The sequence below is a fragment of the Trichococcus sp. genome (assembly GCF_055118575.1).
The window spans coordinates 1-17,078 of the sequence record NZ_JBSQPW010000043.1; the positions used below are offsets into that span (position 1 = coordinate 1).

Here is a 17,078-nt window from a genome sequence, read left to right on the forward strand (position 1 = left end):
TACACTAAATTGGCTACCGACCTTTAGTTGTATTGTAAGGTCTTCTTTTTGCCTATTTCAACAAAAGAATAGTTTCGCATAGAAAAATTATACACTTAGATTCCTCATCATGTCAGGAGTGGAGCTGCTGATTGCTGGGGGACAGCCAACGATCGTGAATTTTATTGACTTTGGAGCCATTTCCTACTATCATTATACGGGATGTTATTCAGTTTTTTTATCATTCGCTAAGCTTGATGAAGCGAAATGACGAAGGTGAGATAATAGCAGGTCGGAAGCAGGATGACATAAGGGCATCCTTTCTTTTTGCGGGGAATTCCGACCGATGCATGAAAAGTAGGCAAGGCTCTGCTGGAAAGGTGGACTAAATGGCACAGTTATTTTTTAAATATGGGGCGATGAACAGCGGGAAATCGATTGAGATCCTGAAGGTTGCCTACAATTATGAAGAGCAGAACAAGTCGGTTATGATCTTTACAAGTGCGCTTGATGACCGTGATGGCGTCGGATATGTTTCGAGTCGGATCGGATTGAAGCGCGAAGCCATTCCGATCGCAGATGACACGGATGTATTTCTGGAAGTCAGTAAAAACCCGAGAAAGCCAGCTTGTATCTTGATAGATGAATCCCAATTCCTGTCCAAAGCGCACGTCATCCAATTAGCGCGCATCGTCGACGAATTGGCAATACCGGTGATGGCATTTGGTTTGAAGAATGATTTCCAGAACGAATTATTCGAAGGCTCAAAATATCTGTTGCTTTACGCAGATAAGATAGAAGAAATAAAAACCATCTGTTGGTTCTGTCATAAAAAAGCGATCATGAACATGCGTGTTGTGGATGGAAAACCAATATACGCCGGCGAACAGATCCAAATCGGTGGAAATGAATCCTATCTCCCAGTGTGCCGCAACCACTACCACCATCCGCCATTGGCCTAGAACAGATACTCAGAAACAAAAAAAGAGGAGTTTGAAAAAGTTATGTATGATCAATTAGATGCATTCATTATCCGTTATGAAGAACTTTCCGAATTGTTGAGCGATCCGGAAGTCATTTCCGATACAAAACGATTTTTGGAATTGACCAAAGAAGAAGCGGGGCTGCGCGAAAAAGTTGCTACTTTCAAGCGTTATAAAGAGGTCGAAGGCGAAATTGCCGATACCGAAGAGATGTTGTCGGAGAAGTTGGATGATGACATGGCTGCTATGGCCAAAGAGGAATTGAACGACCTGAAGAAAGAAAAGAGCGAACTCGAAGACCGCATCAAAGTCTTGTTGCTTCCTACTGATCCGAACGATGACAAGAACATCATCATGGAAATCCGCGGGGCTGCCGGCGGAGATGAAGCTGCATTGTTCGCCGGAACACTTTTCACGATGTACAGCAAATATGCAGAAAACCAAGGCTGGCGCGTTGAGATCATGGATGCAAACATCACCGGCATCGGCGGCTACAAAGAAATCATCCTGATGATCAGCGGAAACGGCGCCTTCTCCAAACTGAAATATGAGAGCGGCGCGCACCGTGTCCAACGTGTTCCGGAAACGGAGTCACAAGGACGTGTGCATACGTCTACTGCCACCGTGGTCGTCATGCCGGAAGCGGAAGAGGTCGAATTGAATATTGAAGACAAAGACATCCGTACGGACATCTACCATGCCAGCGGAGCCGGTGGACAGCACGTCAACAAGACAGCATCAGCGGTCCGATTGACTCACTTGCCGACAGGAATCGCCGTTGCGATGCAGGATGAACGTTCCCAAATCAAAAACCGCGAAAAAGCGATGAAAATATTGCGTACCCGTGTTTACGACAAAATTTCTTCAGAAGCGCAATCAGAATATGATGCAACGCGTAAGTCCGCAGTAGGGACCGGCGACCGTTCTGAACGCATCCGCACCTACAACTTCCCGCAAAACAGGGTTACGGATCACCGTATCGGCTTGACCTTGCAAAAGTTGGATACGATTTTGAGCGGAAAATTGGATGAAGTCATCGATGCGTTGATTATGGCAGATCAGACGCAAAAATTGGAGTCCTTGAACAATGGAGCAATCTAAGGAACTTAGTTACCAGCATGCTTTGCAGAATGGTGCGCTTTTTTTGGAGCAGAACGAGAAAAGTCCGCTGGCTGCTGAAAGGCTGCTTTTGGACCGTTTGGGTTGGACCAAAACGGATCTGTTGATGCGTTTTGCCGATCCGATCACGGAGCAGGAATACAAGCAGTATTTCAGCGACATCAATGAGTACGTCGCGGGCAAGCCGATACAATACATCGTAGGCGTCGAATGGTTCTATGGTTATCCCTTGAAAGTCACGGAAGCTACGCTGATTCCGCGTCCGGAAACCGAGGAACTCGTGCAACGGGCACTAAAATGCCTGGATGGGAAAGGACCGCAGAAGGTTCTGGACATCGGTACAGGATCCGGCGCTATTGCCATTGCGATGAAAAAGGAGCGCCCGCAGGATGACGTGACGGCCACCGATCTTTCTGAAGAAGCATTGGCCGTCGCGAAAGAGAACGCGGATCAACTAAATGCGGACATCCGCTTCCTGCATGGGGATTTGCTGGAGCCCGTGCAGCTGGAGACGTTCGACTGCATCCTCAGTAATCCGCCCTATATCAGCGAAGATGAAATTAGCCTGATGGACAGTTCTGTTTTGGAGTACGAACCACATTCGGCGTTGTTTGCTGATCATGACGGATTGGATCTATACCAAAAGATGGCGTTTACGCTTCCGTTCCATTTGAAAACGGACGGCTGCCTGTTCATGGAAATCGGCTTCAACCAAGGCGAAAAATTATTGGAACTCTACAAAAAAGCTTTTCCGGATAAAACGGTCACGATCGAAAAAGACCTGTCCGGCCTCGACCGCATGCTGATAGTCAAATAAGAAAAGCTTCACGGGTTCGTTCGAGGCCAACCTGTGAGGCTAGCCGACTGGTTTATTAAGCATATTAGGATAAAAAGAGTCGCCTGTTATCCATGGGCAAAAAATGGCTGCGGGCAATTGCCCCGGCTATTTTTTTAACGTGAGCAGTGTCTGTGCCAGTCAAACCATTCAGAAAGGAGCATATATCATTATGGAAACAAAAATATACGACGCCTCAACGATCGATGAGGCAGCTGATTTGCTGCAAGCTGGACAACTGATCGCCTTTCCGACGGAGACTGTCTACGGTTTGGGTGCCATCGCATCGAATGACGAAGCAGTAAAAAATGTGTATAAAGTGAAAGGAAGGCCCAGCGATAATCCGTTGATCGTTCATGTGTGCGATCGCGAGGTTGGGCAATATGTGGCTTTTGTTCCCCAACAGGCAGAAGCCTTGATGGAGGCTTTTTGGCCAGGGCCGCTGACTTTGATTTTTCCGATGAAAGAAGGCGTATTTGCGCCGACTGTCACGGCAGGGCACAATACAGTCGCGTTGAGGATGCCCGCACAAGAGCAGACGCTGGAATTGATCAGAAAAACCGGCTTTCCTTTGGTCGGACCGAGCGCGAATACGTCCGGCAAACCGAGCCCTACGACTGCCCAGCACGTGATGCATGACCTTTCGGGGAAGATTGCCGGCATCCTTGATGGCGGAGAAACGCAGATCGGTTTGGAATCAACGGTATTGGACTTGACCAATGCCGACGGACCAGTCATTTTGCGTCCAGGAGCCATCACGGAAGTGCAATTGGAGCCGATCATCGGCAAAATGGCAGGAAGTGCGCAAACAACAAACGAATCAGAGGCTCCAAAAGCCCCGGGGATGAAGTACCAACACTATGCCCCGGCTCAACCGGTTGTCCTGATCGATGGAACGGATGCTGATTGGGAAGCTGCCATTGATGAGTATTGCGGTAAAGGCAAAAAAATCGGCATTTTGGCTTCCGAAGAAAAGTTGGCTATCCATCAGCAGGCAGCACGATCCACCTATTCATTGGGAATGAAGAATGACGTGGTGGCTGCATCCCAGCGCCTTTATGCCGGATTGCGCTATCTCGATGAACAACCAGTAGATGTGATTCTGGCTGAGGCTTATGATCTTGCCGGGCTCGGGAAGGCATTCATGAATCGTCTGGAAAAAGCTGCTTCATCAAAATATCCGAAAAAAGAAGCGAAATAGTCACCTAATATCCGTCTTTAGCTTACTTTTTATACAAATTATTCAAATCCAAGAGCTTATATGTTTTATTTCTGAATAATTATGATATACTCAACTTACATTTTTTTATGTTTAAAATTTTGGAATAATGTGATGGAAGGGTGCAAACATGGATAAAGAATTATTTGCAGCAATTGAAAAAGAACGCGAAAGACAAGAGAACGGAATCGAGCTGATTGCTTCCGAAAACTTTGTATCTGAAGATGTTATGAGAGCGCAAGGCAGCATCTTGACGAACAAATATGCTGAAGGCTACCCTGGTCGTCGTTACTATGGTGGTTGCGAATTTATCGATGTCATCGAAAACTTGGCGATTGACCGCATCAAAGCAATCTTTGGTGCAGAATATGCCAATGTACAACCACATTCCGGTTCACAAGCGAATATGGCTGCTTATCGTGTTTTGGTTCAACCAGGCGATAAAATTTTGGGTATGGATCTGAGCCACGGTGGTCACTTGACTCATGGAGCATCTGTGAATTTCAGCGGACAGACTTATGAGTTCGTTGCTTACGGTGTAGATAAAGAGTCCGAAACAATCAACTATGACACAGTCCGTGAGATTGCTTTGAAAGAACAACCAAAATTGATCGTTGCCGGAGCGAGCGCTTACCCGCGCGCAATCGACTTCAAGCGTTTCAGAGAAATCGCTGACGAAGTCGGTGCTTACTTGATGGTTGATATGGCTCATATCGCAGGACTTTGCGCAACTGGTCATCACCAAAATCCGGTTGAACATGCCCACATCGTAACTACGACTACACATAAAACACTTCGCGGCCCGCGCGGCGGCGTCATCCTAGCCAAAGAAGAATTCGGCAAAAAATTGAACAGCGCTGTCTTCCCTGGGATCCAAGGCGGACCTCTTGAGCACGTCGTCGCTGCCAAGGCTGTATCCTTCTTTGAAGCTGCAACACCCGAATATACTGAATATATCGGTCAAGTCATCAAAAATGCTCAAGCTATGGCTGATGTCTTCAATGCATCCAATCTGCGCGTCATCAGTGGCGGAACAGACAACCACTTATTGTTGTTGGATGTCACAAGCAGCGGCTTGAACGGAAAACAAGTAGAAAAACTATTGGATACCGTTGAAATCACTGTCAATAAAAATACGATTCCTTTTGAAACGCTGGGCGCCAACAAAGCCAGCGGCATCCGTATCGGCACTCCAGCCATCACGACAAGAGGCCTTAAGGAAGCAGAAGCACGCAAGATTGCTGAATTGATTGTGGAAACTATCCAAAACCACGATGATGAAGCGAAATTGGATGAAGTCAGAGCGGCAGTCCATGCCATCACAAAAGCTTTCCCTTTGCACAAAAAAACGGCTTCTGTTGAAGCGTAAATAAATCATCGAAGAGCTGTCCCTGGTGGGCAGCTCTTTTCTTCGGCATGCGTACTTCTGATGCGCAACAGGCTTACAGTGGTGAGCGGGAGGCCAAAAGCAGTCCACTGTTTCGGCTAAACGTAGAGTGAAGAATACAGAACAGTCGACGAAAGTCCGCCATGTCAGCAGAACGTAGCGTGAAGAATTCCAAACAGCCAACGAATCGTTACTATGTCGGCTAAACAGAGTGCGAAAGTTACCGATCAGCCGACGAATCCATTCTTTATCCAGTAAAATTCGCGCGCTACTCCCGCAAATAGGGTGAAACCGGCGTTGGTTCATCTTAAAACATAGCTCTTGATGTTTTCTCATTGTTTTATTTCTGGTATTTGTAGCACTTTTCAATTACAATAGGTTGAGCAAAAATAGGAAAGTGGGGCAAAAGTATATGGGAGAATTCCATGTAATGAATCATCCGTTGATTCAACACAAATTAACAATCATCCGCGAAAAAGACTGCGGAACAAAGGTGTTCCGTGAAGTAGTAAGCGAAATCGCCATGTTGATGGCTTATGAAGTAACAAGGGACATGCCTTTGGAAGACATCGAGATTGAAACGCCATTGGTGAAAACGACTCAAAAAACATTGTCAGGCAAAAAAGTTGCCATCATCCCGATCTTGCGTGCAGGTTTAGGGATGGTAGACGGTTTCTTAGCGATGCTGCCAGCCGCAAAAGTTGGCCATATCGGCATGTACCGTGACCATGAAACATTGGAACCTGTAGAGTATTTCGTGAAACTGCCGACAGACATCCAGGAACGCCAATTGTTCATCGTTGACCCTATGTTGGCGACAGGCGGATCGGCAATCGCAGCTATCGAAGCGTTGGAAAAGAGAGGCGCAGCGCCATCATCCATGAAATTCATCTGTCTTGTGGCAGCTCCTGAAGGAATGGAAGCATTGCATGCGGCTTATCCCGATGTGGATATCTATGCAGCTTCATTGGATGAAAGATTGGACGAAAACAGCTACATCCTGCCTGGATTGGGAGACGCTGGTGACCGACTGTTCGGCACAAAATAAGCGTTCAGTACGGCGTTCAGGCAATTGTGTCCACAATTGTCAAAACATCAATATTATCATGAGAACGTTCTTGCGATTTACGTGATTTTGAAAAGCGAACATAAAGAGCTGAGCCGGAAATCCGATAGGGATTGCCGGCTCGTTTTTTTGGTTCAAGTTAAATTTATTATACTTCAATCCCTCAAGGTTACAGTATCGAAGGTTTTTCAAGGGGGCATGATGAGCAATAAATTTGCTTTTATTTCCTCAGCAGGATCACTTTTTAGGCAGCGTTCGGATTTTCATAACTCTATAAGTATATTTATATATTGAGTATCTGTGATTATGAAGGCGGTATCTTTTCATCATTTTCATGAAAAGGCCGAAAATATCCTTATAATACGTATATTTGCTTTGAATTTCGATAAAGTTGGTGTTATGATTAGCGATGTTGAACAGATATGCAAAGAAACTTATGAAATAGCCACTTATTGTGACTAGAGTATGGGAGGTCCAGCTAAATTAGTTGTCTACTTTTACGAATGTCTTTTAAAATAATGTAGCGTGGACTAGGTATGGCATAGCTGTTTTTTTATTTGTATTGAAAAGAGGTGAAAATATTGGAAGCTGAATCTAAAGTCATCCATTTTATGGGATTGGGTTTCAGTTTGAATATCATCATAAGTGTATTGGCGACTTGCATCATTGTTTTTTTATTTTGTTTTATTGCTACCCGTAAACTGGCGGTGAGGCCAACATCCAAAAGCCAATTGGCGATTGAATATTTGGTTGATTTCATCCGGAACATGATTTCCAGCTCGCTTCACTGGAAAGTTGGGCAACAATTCCATTTGTTGGGCTTCACTTTGTTCCTGTTTGTATGGGTTGCCAATATGTTGGGGCTTGTATTCATCTTGAACATCGATGGCCACTCTTATTGGAAGAGTCCTACGGCCAGTCCAATTGTCACATTAGGCTTGGCCTTGATGGTGATATTGCTGACGCATTACTTTGGTATCAAGGAGAATGGGTTCAAGGAATATTTCATGAACAGTTATATTCGCCCAGTAGCACCACTCATGCCGATCAAACTTTTGGAGGAATTTACGAACACTTTGACATTGGCGTTGCGTCTTTACGGAAATATTTATGCCGGTGAAATTTTGTTGGGATTGATTGCTTCATTAGCAAATTCATACGGTTTACTGACTTGGGTGGTCGGGATTCCTCTCCAAATGGTCTGGCAAGGATTTTCCATCTTTATCGGATCGATCCAAGCTTTCGTCTTCACCACGTTGACTATGGTTTACCTCGCCCATAAGATCGAAGCAGAATAAACTGCTGATCCATGAGCTTAATAAGTGTGCATTATTATATGAGAAAAAGGAGATTATTATTATGAACTTTATAGGAGCTGCTATTGCGGTTGCCGGTGCAGCCATCGGCGCATCATTAGGAAACGGGAAGGTTATTTCTACTACAATCGAAGCAATCGCAAGACAACCAGAATTGCAGAGCAGATTACAGACTTTGATGTTCATCGGCGTCGGCTTGATCGAAGCTGTTCCCATCATGGCGGTAGTTATAGCTTTCTTACTGATTTTCCAATAATAGGGACCAGCAAGACCGATAACTACAGGAGGGATGAGAATGACAGCCAATCTCGTATTGGGAGAGATTACCGCATTAGGTGATACGATTGTTACGCTGCTGTCATTTCTGATATTGATGGCTCTTATCAAAAAGTTCGCATGGCAGCCCTTGATGAAGATCTTAACGGATCGTGAAGAAATGATACATGCAAATATTGATAAAGCGGCAAGTGCGCGCGAGAATGCTGAGAAGAGACAAGCGGAAGTCGATGCGCAGCTGATTGAAGTCAGAACAACAGCAAGCGATATTTTGAACCGAGCTCAAGCGGAAGGCAATGAAATACAAAAAGAAATCATCAAAGAAGCAAAAGAAGATGCACTGCGGATCAAACAAGTGACCCAAAAAGAGCTTGAACTCGAAAGAAAACAGGCTCTTGAAGGGTTGCGTGCCGAAATCGGAATCATATCAGTGGAAATCGCTGAAAAGATTCTCGGCAAGGAGATCAATCAGGCAGATCAACAAAATTTGATCGAAGCTTTTATTGAAGGGCTGGATGATTGATATGGTTAAGGACGGGAAAGCAATCACTACTGTAGAAGCCTATGTGCAAGCCTACTATAACCGCCTGACCGACTCGAAGACTGCGGATAGACTCTACCTTGATTTATCACAGTTGAAGGACGTCTTCAATCATGCAGATGCGGCTGGGGGCGAGAAGCCAAATCTTGATTTGGCTGTGAAATATCTTGCTCCCGAGACGCTTCAATTTCTCGACGGACTCCAAGACAACCTTGATAATGAGGGCATCATGGCTTCCATCGATGCGTTCAATGCGTTGTACGAAAATAAAAAAGTATTCGTGAATGTGAAATTGACCTCTGCGGTGCCGTTAACAGCAGAACAAAAAAAGCGCATCATGGACAAAATGCAAAAAAGAATTGGGGATGCGACTTTCTTTGTGAAAGAAGTGGTCGATCCCAAGGTGATGGGCGGCGTCCGTTTGGAGTCGGAAAATCACTATTTTGACAACACAATCGCTACAAAGTTGAAAGAAATGAAGAGACATATCCTAAAAGATTAATAGGTTGAAGAGGTGAATAATGTGGCTACTGAAAACGAAGATTTGAGTTCATTGATCAAAAATAGGATCAACACTTTTCAATCTGTATCAGAGTTTGAAGAAATTGGGAAAGTTACCTACATCGGCGATGGGATCGCACGTGCGAAAGGTTTAGAAAACGTTATGTCCGGGGAATTGTTGGAGTTTTCCAATGGGTCCATCGGTATGGCCCAGAACCTGGAGATGACCGATGTCGGTATCATCATTTTTGGAGCTTATGAAAATATCCATGAGGGCGACATCGTTAAACGAACAGGTAAAATCATGGAAGTCCCGGTTGGAGATGCTTTGATCGGACGCGTTGTGGATGCGTTAGGCAACCCAGTCGACGGCTTAGGAAACATCGAGACCATCGGCACAAGACCGGTTGAAAATGCGGCACCCGGTGTTATGGATCGTCAATCCGTAAGAGAACCTCTTCAAACCGGCCTTAAAGCACTGGATGCTTTGGTTCCGATTGGTCGAGGCCAGCGCGAATTGATCATTGGTGACCGCAAAACCGGAAAAACAAGCATCGCTATCGATGCTATCATCAACCAACGCGGAAAAGATGTTATCTGCATCTACGTCGCAATCGGACAAAAGGAATCGACTGTCCGGAACATGACAGAAACCTTGAAAAAATATCATGCAATGGATTATACGATAGTCGTGACCGCCAGTGCCTCGCAATCCGCGCCGATGCTCTATATCGCGCCTTATGCTGCTACAGCAATGGCTGAAGAGTTCATGCACAACGGCAAACACGTCCTTATCGTATACGATGATCTTTCCAAACAAGCTGCTGCATACCGCGAAATGTCCTTGCTGTTGCGCCGTCCGCCAGGTCGCGAGGCGTATCCAGGGGATGTCTTCTACTTGCACTCCCGTCTGTTGGAGCGTTCGGCAAAATTGAACGATGAGTTGGGCGGCGGTTCCATCACCTCCCTGCCGATCGTAGAAACACAAGCTGGGGACATTTCCGCTTATATTCCGACGAACGTCATCTCCATCACGGATGGTCAGATCTTCTTGGAAAGCGATCTGTTCTTCTCGGGAATCCGTCCAGCTCTATCCGCTGGGCTGTCCGTTTCCCGTGTTGGTGGATCCGCTCAAATCAAAGCCATGAAAAAAGTATCCGGAACGCTGCGTATTGATTTGGCCAGCTATCGCGAACTGGAAGCATTCACACAATTCGGCTCGGATCTGGACGTTTCCACTCAGAAACGCCTGAGCCGCGGCCGCAGAACCGTGGAAATACTGAAGCAGGACTTGCACAAGACTTTGGATGTCGAAAAACAAGTTCTCATTCTCTATGCACTGACGCATGGATTTATCGATTCCATTCCGGTTCAGGACATCGAACGGTACGAGTCTGAACTGTTCAAATTCGTCAAAATGTCCTATCCGAATCTGTTCTCCATCATTACGGAGACAAAAGATTTACCGCCTACGGAAGACCTGGATGAAGCGCTGAAAGCTTTTGCGAGCATCTTTATTCCGCACGTCGAGTAGATTGGTCAGCATGAACAGATAATATTGAGGTGATAATATGGCAGAGTCTTTAATAGACATCCGGAAACGCATTGCTTCCACAAAGAAGACAAGTCAAATAACAAGCGCCATGCAAATGGTATCTGCCTCCAAACTGATCCGCGCCGAACAAAAGGTGCGGGGATATCAGCTTTATGCAGCAAAAATACGCGAAATTGTAACCCACATAGCCAGCACGCAATTATCTTTGCTTGAGGAACACGGCCATGTGTCGGCGAGCGACCAAGTTCTGTTCGATTTTCACGACATGTTGATCGAGCGTCCGATCCGCAAAACAGGTTATCTGATCATTTCTTCCGATAAAGGTTTGGCGGGCGGTTACAACAGTTCGATCCTAAAAGCGACAAAAGATATGCTTGCGGTCGATCACGCTTCAAACGATGAGTTTGTTGTCCTGTCGGTCGGCGGAGCAGTGGCTGACGATTTACGAAGGAGCGGCATCGATGTCGCATTTGAAATCAGAGATTTGAACGACCAGCCCAGCTTTACAGAGGTCAGCGATATCGTAGTGAAGGCAATCCAACTTTATCGCGAAGGTGCTTTTGATGAGTTGTATGTGTGTTACAAACATCATGTCAATGCTTTGATTTCAGAGTATCGGGCTGAAAAAATGCTACCGTTGACGGACTTGGATTCCCATGAAGCGGTCGGCTACGAAATCGATTATCTTTTTGAACCGAATAAAGAAGAAATTTTGGAAATTTTACTTCCGCAATATGCGGAAAGCTTGATTTACGGCGCTATTATCGATGCCAAATCATCCGAGCATGCTTCCCGCATGACGGCCATGAAGAGCGCCACCGATAATGCGACGAAGATGATCAATGATATGACGATTCAGTACAACCGTGTGAGACAGACTGCAATCACGCAGGAAATCACCGAAATCGTCGGTGGAGCTTCTGCTCTGGAAGATTAGAAAATGGGAGGAAAAGGCATGAAAAAAGGTCATATTGTACAAGTAATTGGGCCGGTAGTCGACGTTGGCTTCCCATTGGATGAAGGTGTACCGGACATCCGCAATGCGCTGATTGTTCATAAGGCACCCGCAGTTGGGAGTAACGAAGAAGGGGAAACCATCGTTTTGGAGGTTTCGCTCGAACTGGGGAATGGTGTGGTTCGCGCGATCGCTATGGAATCGACAGATGGCCTGCAAAGAGGATTGACCGTTGTCGATACCGGTGCGCCCATCAAAGTTCCGGTTGGTTTAGGTACCTTGGGCCGTGTGTTCAATGTGTTGGGGGAGGCGATCGATCTGAAGGGCGCTGTCCCTGATGATTTCCGTCGTGAATCCATCCACAGAAAAGCACCGACTTTTGATCAGTTGAGCAGTAACTTTGAGATCCTGGAAACAGGCATCAAGGTTATCGATTTATTGGCGCCGTATCTGAAAGGCGGGAAAATCGGTCTGTTCGGAGGAGCCGGTGTCGGTAAGACGGTACTGATCCAAGAATTGATCCATAACGTAGCGGAACAGCATGGCGGTATCTCGGTATTTACGGGTGTCGGCGAGCGTACGCGTGAAGGAAATGACCTATACCACGAAATGCAGGAGTCAGGCGTCGGCGAAAAGACCGCCATGGTGTTCGGTCAGATGAATGAGCCACCAGGTGCGCGTATGCGTGTCGCCTTGTCGGGTTTGACGATGGCGGAACATTTCCGTGATGAAGAAAAACAGGATGTGCTGTTGTTCATTGATAACATTTACCGGTTCACTCAAGCTGGTTCTGAAGTTTCCGCGCTGTTGGGCCGGATGCCTTCAGCAGTAGGGTATCAGCCGACATTGGCAACGGAAATGGGCCAATTGCAGGAACGGATCAGTTCCACAAAAGATGGTTCGATCACTTCCATTCAAGCAATCTATGTACCGGCGGATGACTATACCGATCCAGCACCTGCAACAACATTTGCCCATCTGGATGCAACGACCAACTTGGAGCGTAAACTGACGGAACAAGGGATTTATCCCGCTGTTGACCCGTTGGCTTCTTCTTCAAGTGCCCTATCTCCCGAAATCGTCGGGGATGACCATTACGAAGTGGCCACGAAAGTGCAACGCATCCTGCAACGTTATCGTGAGCTGCAGGATATCATCGCGATTCTTGGGATGGATGAACTATCCGATTCCGAAAAAATCACTGTTAACCGCGCAAGAAGAATCCAATTCTTCCTGTCCCAAAACTTCCATGTGGCTGAAGCCTTTACCGGAATTCCGGGCTCGTATGTTCCTGTATCCGAAACCGTACGCGGCTTCAAAGGAATCGTGGAAGGCAAGTACGACGGCGTGCCGGAAGAGGCGTTCCGCAACGTCGGTACTATTGAAGAAGTTCTGAACAAAGCGAAAGAACTAGGCTATAAAGGAGGGGAATGAGATGGCATATCTGCAAGTCAACGTGGTGACGCCGGATGGTATCGCCTTTCAGCATCGCGCTAAAGCGGTGACCGCAAAGACAACGGACGGCGGCATTACGATCATGCCAAACCATACCCCGATCATTGTGCCTTTGGCGATCGCCGACCTGATCGTAACGCGTGTGACCGACGAGTTGGCACAAAACCATATTGCTGTCAATGGCGGAATCATGGAAGTGCGTGATAACGTGGTCAACATTATTGCGAACAGTGCGGAACGCGCTCGGGACATCGATATCGACCGTGCAGAAGTCGCAAAAGAACGTGCCGAAAAACGGATGGCAGAAGCGCGCGATTTCAAAAATGAAAAAGAGTTCCAACGCGCGAAAATTTCGCTGTCGAAAGCCATCAACCGTATCGGTGTTTCGAAAAACAGATCTATCTAAAAAGAGGCCCTCGTTGGCCTCTTTTTTTTACCATCATTTCCTGACAATTAATTAGTGGATGAGATAATATGCACAAATCATCTGCGGAAATAGCCTGCAATTTCATTTTGATGTATTGTAACATATTATTATACCCGATTGAGAAAACAAATGTAAACGATTTTCTTATTAAATTCTTAGGGGGTGGACGGATAAAAACGATCTTCTTGGTTTTTTTTTCAAAATATTTATGTTAGTATAGTTTGAGAATATGGGAGGAGTGCGTCGCTTGGACATAACGATGTTTAACGGTATAATAGTATTGCTATCCCATATGATATTCATTTTCATTTCTTTCTGGTCGATGAAAGCCATCAGATTGGAGAAATGGATCAGGAAGGGGCACATACGCGAAGCACGGGTGCTCTATTTCTTTTTGTCGATAGCTTTAGGCTATACAGTAAGTACATTTCTGCTTGAGTTGGTGACGACTTCACGGAACATCAGTTACTTGCTGTTCTCTTGATCCGCTCACGATTACACAATGAAATATGTCTGATCGGGCAGATCGGAGTTCCGTTTTTTTTATAATTGCATATAACCACACAAATGAGATCACAATTGACTTTTGGAGGGATTTTTAATGGAAAAAATAATTGTTCGTGGCGGTAATCGCCTTGAAGGAACAGTTAAAGTTGAAGGCGCAAAAAACGCAGTTTTGCCGATTTTGGCTGCTACACTCTTGGCAAGCGAAGGGCAATCTGTATTGACGAACGTTCCGATACTGTCTGATGTATTCACAATGAATAATGTACTGAAACATCTGAATGTCGGCGTTGAATTTCAAGAAAACAACAACACCATCTTAGCGGATGCATCCAACGACATTAATTTTGAAGCCCCTTTTGCTTATGTCAGCAAAATGCGTGCATCTATCGTCGTCATGGGTCCGCTATTAGCACGTTTGGGGCACGCACGCATCGCTTTGCCTGGCGGGTGTGCCATCGGAACACGGCCTATCGACCTTCACCTGAAGGGTTTTGAAGCGATGGGAGCCGACATCAAAATCGAAAACGGTTTTGTTGAAGCGAAAGTCGACAGACTGGTTGGGGCACGCATCTACTTGGATTTCCCGAGTGTCGGCGCTACCCAGAACATCATGATGGGCGCTACTTTGGCTGAAGGGACCACCATCATCGAAAACGTCGCACGCGAACCTGAAATCGTCGATTTGGCGAACTTCCTGAACCGCATGGGCGCGAAGGTGGTTGGGGCCGGGACGGAAACAATCCGTATCGAAGGGGTTTCTTCCATGAAAGGAACGGAACATTCAATCATCCCTGACCGTATCGAAGCAGGAACATTCATGATTGCAGCCGCAGTCACGAACGGAAATGTGTTCATAGAAGATGCGATTGCCGATCACAACAAGCCACTGATCTCAAAACTGAAGGAAATGCATGTTGCTTTCCAGGAAGAAGACAATGGGCTGCGCGTTATCGGGCCGCGTACTTTGAAAGCGACTGACGTCAAAACGATGCCGCATCCAGGATTCCCTACCGATATGCAATCACAAATGACGATTGCGCAATTGGTGTCCCAAGGCACCAGCACAATGACCGAAACAGTATTCGAAAACCGCTTCATGCACTTGGAAGAGATGCGTCGTATGAATGCCGATTTCAAAGTCGAAGGGCAGACTGTTCTGATTCATGGAAATACCGATTTGCAAGGCGCGGAAGTATCCGCATCGGATTTGCGGGCGGCAGCTGCTTTGATCATCGCTGGCCTTGTTTCCAAAGGCTATACGCGCGTCACGAACCTATCGCATTTAGATCGCGGGTATTATGAATTCGATAAAAAACTGCAGGCTTTGGGTGCCGATGTGGAACGTGTGACGGAAGATGAAAAGAATGTCTTCAGCGATGCAGAGGTTGAAGCACTTTTCGCAAAATAAGCCGGACTACTGTCGTCCGCAAGATAGCTATTGCTAAATGATGAATGTTTGAGAGGGGAACAACGTGGCCAGAGATATAGGAATCGATTTAGGTACAGCGAACGTACTGATTCACGTTAAGGGGAAAGGCATCGTATTGAACGAGCCTTCCGTTGTAGCAGTAGATACAAAAACCGGAAAAGTTTTAGCAGTTGGGGAAGAAGCCTATATGATGGTTGGGCGTACGCCGGCAAACATCAGAGTCATCCGTCCGTTGAAAGGTGGCGTGATTGCAGACTTTGACATCACAGAAGCAATGCTGACCCACTTCATCGATCGCTTGAATGTGAAGGGCTTTTTGACCAAGCCAAACATTCTGATCTGTTGTCCGACGAACATCACTACGATTGAACAAAAAGCGATCATTCAAGCCGCGGAAAAAAGCGGCGGCAAAAATGTGTACCTGGAGGAAGAACCGAAAGTTGCGGCTGTCGGAGCCGGACTGGACATTTTTCAGCCGAACGGAAACATGGTCATCGATATGGGTGGCGGAACGAGTGACATCGCAGTCTTGTCATTGGGCGGTATCGTAACGAGCAGCTCGATCAAGACGGCTGGTGATAAACTGGATGCTGACATCATGAACTTTGTAAAAAGAGAACACAAATTATTGATCGGCGAGCGGACAGCTGAAAAAATCAAAATCACGATCGGAACTGCTTTGGAGCCTGAGAAGGAAGAGAAAATGGAAATCCGTGGCCGTGATATGGTTACCGGACTTCCGCGCACCATCTATATCACCTCCAAAGAAGTGTACGAAGCGATGCATGAGACCTTGGTGCTTGTCGTTGAGCAGGCGAAGGAAGTGTTGGAAACGACGCCTCCTGAATTGGCCGCGGACATCATCAATACCGGAATCGTCTTGACAGGCGGGGGGGCTTTGATCAGCGGAATCGAGAAACTCTTCTCGAGCGAGTTGAAAGTTCCTGTTTTCGCTGCTGAAAAACCTTTGGATGCCGTCGCCTTGGGAACTGGTATCCTATTGAACAACATCGACCAAAAGAATCGTCCATCCAGTGGGCTGTTAGGATTATTGGCGCGGTTGATCCAAAAAACGAAAATCAAAAAGGGAAGATAGGTGATTGCTGTGAAATTTGATTTCAAACCTGTACTGTCAACAGTGATGTGGGTTTTGATTTTCATGTTGATGGCCTTCATTCTCTTCGGAGCCGGTCTGATGGTCGGTTATGGCGTCCTTGGTGACGGCGATCCGATGCTTGTCTTCAGTAGGCATACCTGGGAACACATCTTCAATTATATCCGTTAAGGAGACAAGAAAGGTAGACTGAACACACCCGTTCCGTCTGCCTTTCTTTTTGTTCTATAGTGGGAAAGTATAAAATTTTTCGGATTGAAAAGTGCTTCACCGTAGGTGTTTCACGGGTTTCAAAAATGTTTCATGCACCTAAAATGATGGCCAGCTTCACGGGTAAGCCCTTCGGAAAAGGAAAAAGGAACCTCTTGTCTCTGCGAGCCAAGACATACTGTTCGACTAACCTGCTGACGCAGG

17 protein-coding genes and 1 pseudogene are annotated in these 17,078 nt (G+C 46.2%); all 18 read left to right on the forward strand.

Going from position 1 to position 17,078, the window contains the following annotated elements:
* Positions 1-368 precede the first annotated feature (368 nt).
* The 18 genes and pseudogenes from ACTCCX_RS11100 to ACTCCX_RS11185 all read left to right on the forward strand — a co-directional run bounded on the left by ACTCCX_RS11100 (position 369) and on the right by ACTCCX_RS11185 (position 16,835).
* Positions 369-941 (forward strand): thymidine kinase, encoded by a 573-nt coding sequence (locus ACTCCX_RS11100; RefSeq protein WP_463276055.1) that lies wholly within the window; start codon positions 369-371, stop codon positions 939-941.
* 42 nt (positions 942-983) lie between these two features.
* Positions 984-2,063, forward strand: a complete 1,080-nt coding sequence (gene prfA / locus ACTCCX_RS11105; protein ID WP_463276056.1) for a peptide chain release factor 1 — start codon at positions 984-986, stop codon at positions 2,061-2,063.
* Positions 2,050-2,898 carry a peptide chain release factor N(5)-glutamine methyltransferase gene (gene prmC / locus ACTCCX_RS11110; protein WP_463276057.1) on the forward strand — a complete coding sequence of 283 codons (849 nt, stop codon included), beginning with the start codon at positions 2,050-2,052 and terminating at the stop codon, positions 2,896-2,898. The genes prfA and prmC overlap by 14 nt, the downstream gene beginning before the upstream one ends.
* A gap of 190 nt (positions 2,899-3,088) precedes the next feature.
* Complete coding sequence (locus tag ACTCCX_RS11115; protein WP_463276058.1) at positions 3,089-4,117, forward strand: L-threonylcarbamoyladenylate synthase; 1,029 nt, start codon at positions 3,089-3,091, stop codon at positions 4,115-4,117.
* Between the two features lie 148 nt (positions 4,118-4,265).
* Positions 4,266-5,504 carry a serine hydroxymethyltransferase gene (gene glyA / locus ACTCCX_RS11120; RefSeq protein WP_463276059.1) on the forward strand — a complete coding sequence of 413 codons (1,239 nt, stop codon included), beginning with the start codon at positions 4,266-4,268 and terminating at the stop codon, positions 5,502-5,504.
* 430 nt (positions 5,505-5,934) lie between these two features.
* Positions 5,935-6,570 carry a uracil phosphoribosyltransferase gene (gene upp, locus ACTCCX_RS11125; RefSeq protein WP_463276060.1) on the forward strand — a complete coding sequence of 212 codons (636 nt, stop codon included), beginning with the start codon at positions 5,935-5,937 and terminating at the stop codon, positions 6,568-6,570.
* A 599-nt stretch (positions 6,571-7,169) separates the two neighbouring features.
* Complete coding sequence (gene atpB / locus ACTCCX_RS11130; protein WP_068561688.1) at positions 7,170-7,886, forward strand: F0F1 ATP synthase subunit A; 717 nt, start codon at positions 7,170-7,172, stop codon at positions 7,884-7,886.
* A gap of 61 nt (positions 7,887-7,947) precedes the next feature.
* Complete coding sequence (gene atpE / locus ACTCCX_RS11135) at positions 7,948-8,160, forward strand: F0F1 ATP synthase subunit C (protein ID WP_068561687.1); 213 nt, start codon at positions 7,948-7,950, stop codon at positions 8,158-8,160.
* A gap of 39 nt (positions 8,161-8,199) precedes the next feature.
* The gene (gene atpF, locus ACTCCX_RS11140) at positions 8,200-8,703 is read left to right on the forward strand and encodes a F0F1 ATP synthase subunit B (protein ID WP_463276061.1); all 504 of its coding nucleotides are present in this window, start codon (positions 8,200-8,202) and stop codon (positions 8,701-8,703) included.
* Positions 8,696-9,223, forward strand: a complete 528-nt coding sequence (locus tag ACTCCX_RS11145; RefSeq protein ID WP_463276062.1) for a F0F1 ATP synthase subunit delta — start codon at positions 8,696-8,698, stop codon at positions 9,221-9,223. Before atpF ends, ACTCCX_RS11145 begins: the two co-directional genes overlap by 8 nt.
* 21 nt (positions 9,224-9,244) lie before the next feature.
* On the forward strand, positions 9,245-10,756 hold the full coding sequence (gene atpA, locus ACTCCX_RS11150) for a F0F1 ATP synthase subunit alpha (protein WP_463276063.1): 1,512 nt from the start codon (positions 9,245-9,247) through the stop codon (positions 10,754-10,756).
* Positions 10,757-10,793: 37 nt separating this feature from the next.
* A complete protein-coding gene (locus tag ACTCCX_RS11155; RefSeq protein ID WP_463276064.1) occupies positions 10,794-11,714 on the forward strand; it encodes a F0F1 ATP synthase subunit gamma in 921 nt (306 codons plus the stop codon).
* An 18-nt stretch (positions 11,715-11,732) separates the two neighbouring features.
* Positions 11,733-13,166, forward strand: coding sequence for a F0F1 ATP synthase subunit beta (atpD, locus tag ACTCCX_RS11160; protein WP_463276065.1), 1,434 nt, complete (start codon positions 11,733-11,735; stop codon positions 13,164-13,166).
* Position 13,167: 1 nt separating this feature from the next.
* A complete protein-coding gene (locus ACTCCX_RS11165) occupies positions 13,168-13,593 on the forward strand; it encodes a F0F1 ATP synthase subunit epsilon (protein ID WP_463276066.1) in 426 nt (141 codons plus the stop codon).
* Positions 13,594-13,861: 268 nt separating this feature from the next.
* Positions 13,862-14,098 carry a DUF1146 family protein gene (locus ACTCCX_RS11170; protein ID WP_233436831.1) on the forward strand — a complete coding sequence of 79 codons (237 nt, stop codon included), beginning with the start codon at positions 13,862-13,864 and terminating at the stop codon, positions 14,096-14,098.
* A gap of 117 nt (positions 14,099-14,215) precedes the next feature.
* Positions 14,216-15,529 (forward strand): UDP-N-acetylglucosamine 1-carboxyvinyltransferase, encoded by a 1,314-nt coding sequence (gene murA / locus ACTCCX_RS11175; RefSeq protein WP_463276067.1) that lies wholly within the window; start codon positions 14,216-14,218, stop codon positions 15,527-15,529.
* Between the two features lie 64 nt (positions 15,530-15,593).
* Positions 15,594-16,565: pseudogene (gene mreB / locus ACTCCX_RS11180) on the forward strand (rod shape-determining protein MreB); the annotation flags it as partial.
* 81 nt (positions 16,566-16,646) lie between these two features.
* A complete protein-coding gene (locus ACTCCX_RS11185) occupies positions 16,647-16,835 on the forward strand; it encodes a DNA-directed RNA polymerase subunit beta (RefSeq protein ID WP_272162147.1) in 189 nt (62 codons plus the stop codon).
* Positions 16,836-17,078 lie beyond the last annotated feature (243 nt).

Bases quoted from the DNA above. Each gene is read 5' to 3' on its own strand.
- ACTCCX_RS11115 (WP_463276058.1), top strand. From the start codon at position 3,089: ATGGAAACAAAAATATACGACGCCTCAACGATCGATGAGGCAGCTGAT.
- murA (WP_463276067.1), top strand. From the start codon at position 14,216: ATGGAAAAAATAATTGTTCGTGGCGGTAATCGCCTTGAAGGAACAGTT.
- atpF (WP_463276061.1), top strand. From the start codon at position 8,200: ATGACAGCCAATCTCGTATTGGGAGAGATTACCGCATTAGGTGATACG.
- upp (WP_463276060.1), top strand. From the start codon at position 5,935: ATGGGAGAATTCCATGTAATGAATCATCCGTTGATTCAACACAAATTA.
- atpE (WP_068561687.1), top strand. From the start codon at position 7,948: ATGAACTTTATAGGAGCTGCTATTGCGGTTGCCGGTGCAGCCATCGGC.
- ACTCCX_RS11145 (WP_463276062.1), top strand. From the start codon at position 8,696: ATGATTGATATGGTTAAGGACGGGAAAGCAATCACTACTGTAGAAGCC.
- prmC (WP_463276057.1), top strand. From the start codon at position 2,050: ATGGAGCAATCTAAGGAACTTAGTTACCAGCATGCTTTGCAGAATGGT.
- ACTCCX_RS11155 (WP_463276064.1), top strand. From the start codon at position 10,794: ATGGCAGAGTCTTTAATAGACATCCGGAAACGCATTGCTTCCACAAAG.
- ACTCCX_RS11100 (WP_463276055.1), top strand. From the start codon at position 369: ATGGCACAGTTATTTTTTAAATATGGGGCGATGAACAGCGGGAAATCG.
- prfA (WP_463276056.1), top strand. From the start codon at position 984: ATGTATGATCAATTAGATGCATTCATTATCCGTTATGAAGAACTTTCC.
- atpD (WP_463276065.1), top strand. From the start codon at position 11,733: ATGAAAAAAGGTCATATTGTACAAGTAATTGGGCCGGTAGTCGACGTT.
- ACTCCX_RS11165 (WP_463276066.1), top strand. From the start codon at position 13,168: ATGGCATATCTGCAAGTCAACGTGGTGACGCCGGATGGTATCGCCTTT.
- glyA (WP_463276059.1), top strand. From the start codon at position 4,266: ATGGATAAAGAATTATTTGCAGCAATTGAAAAAGAACGCGAAAGACAA.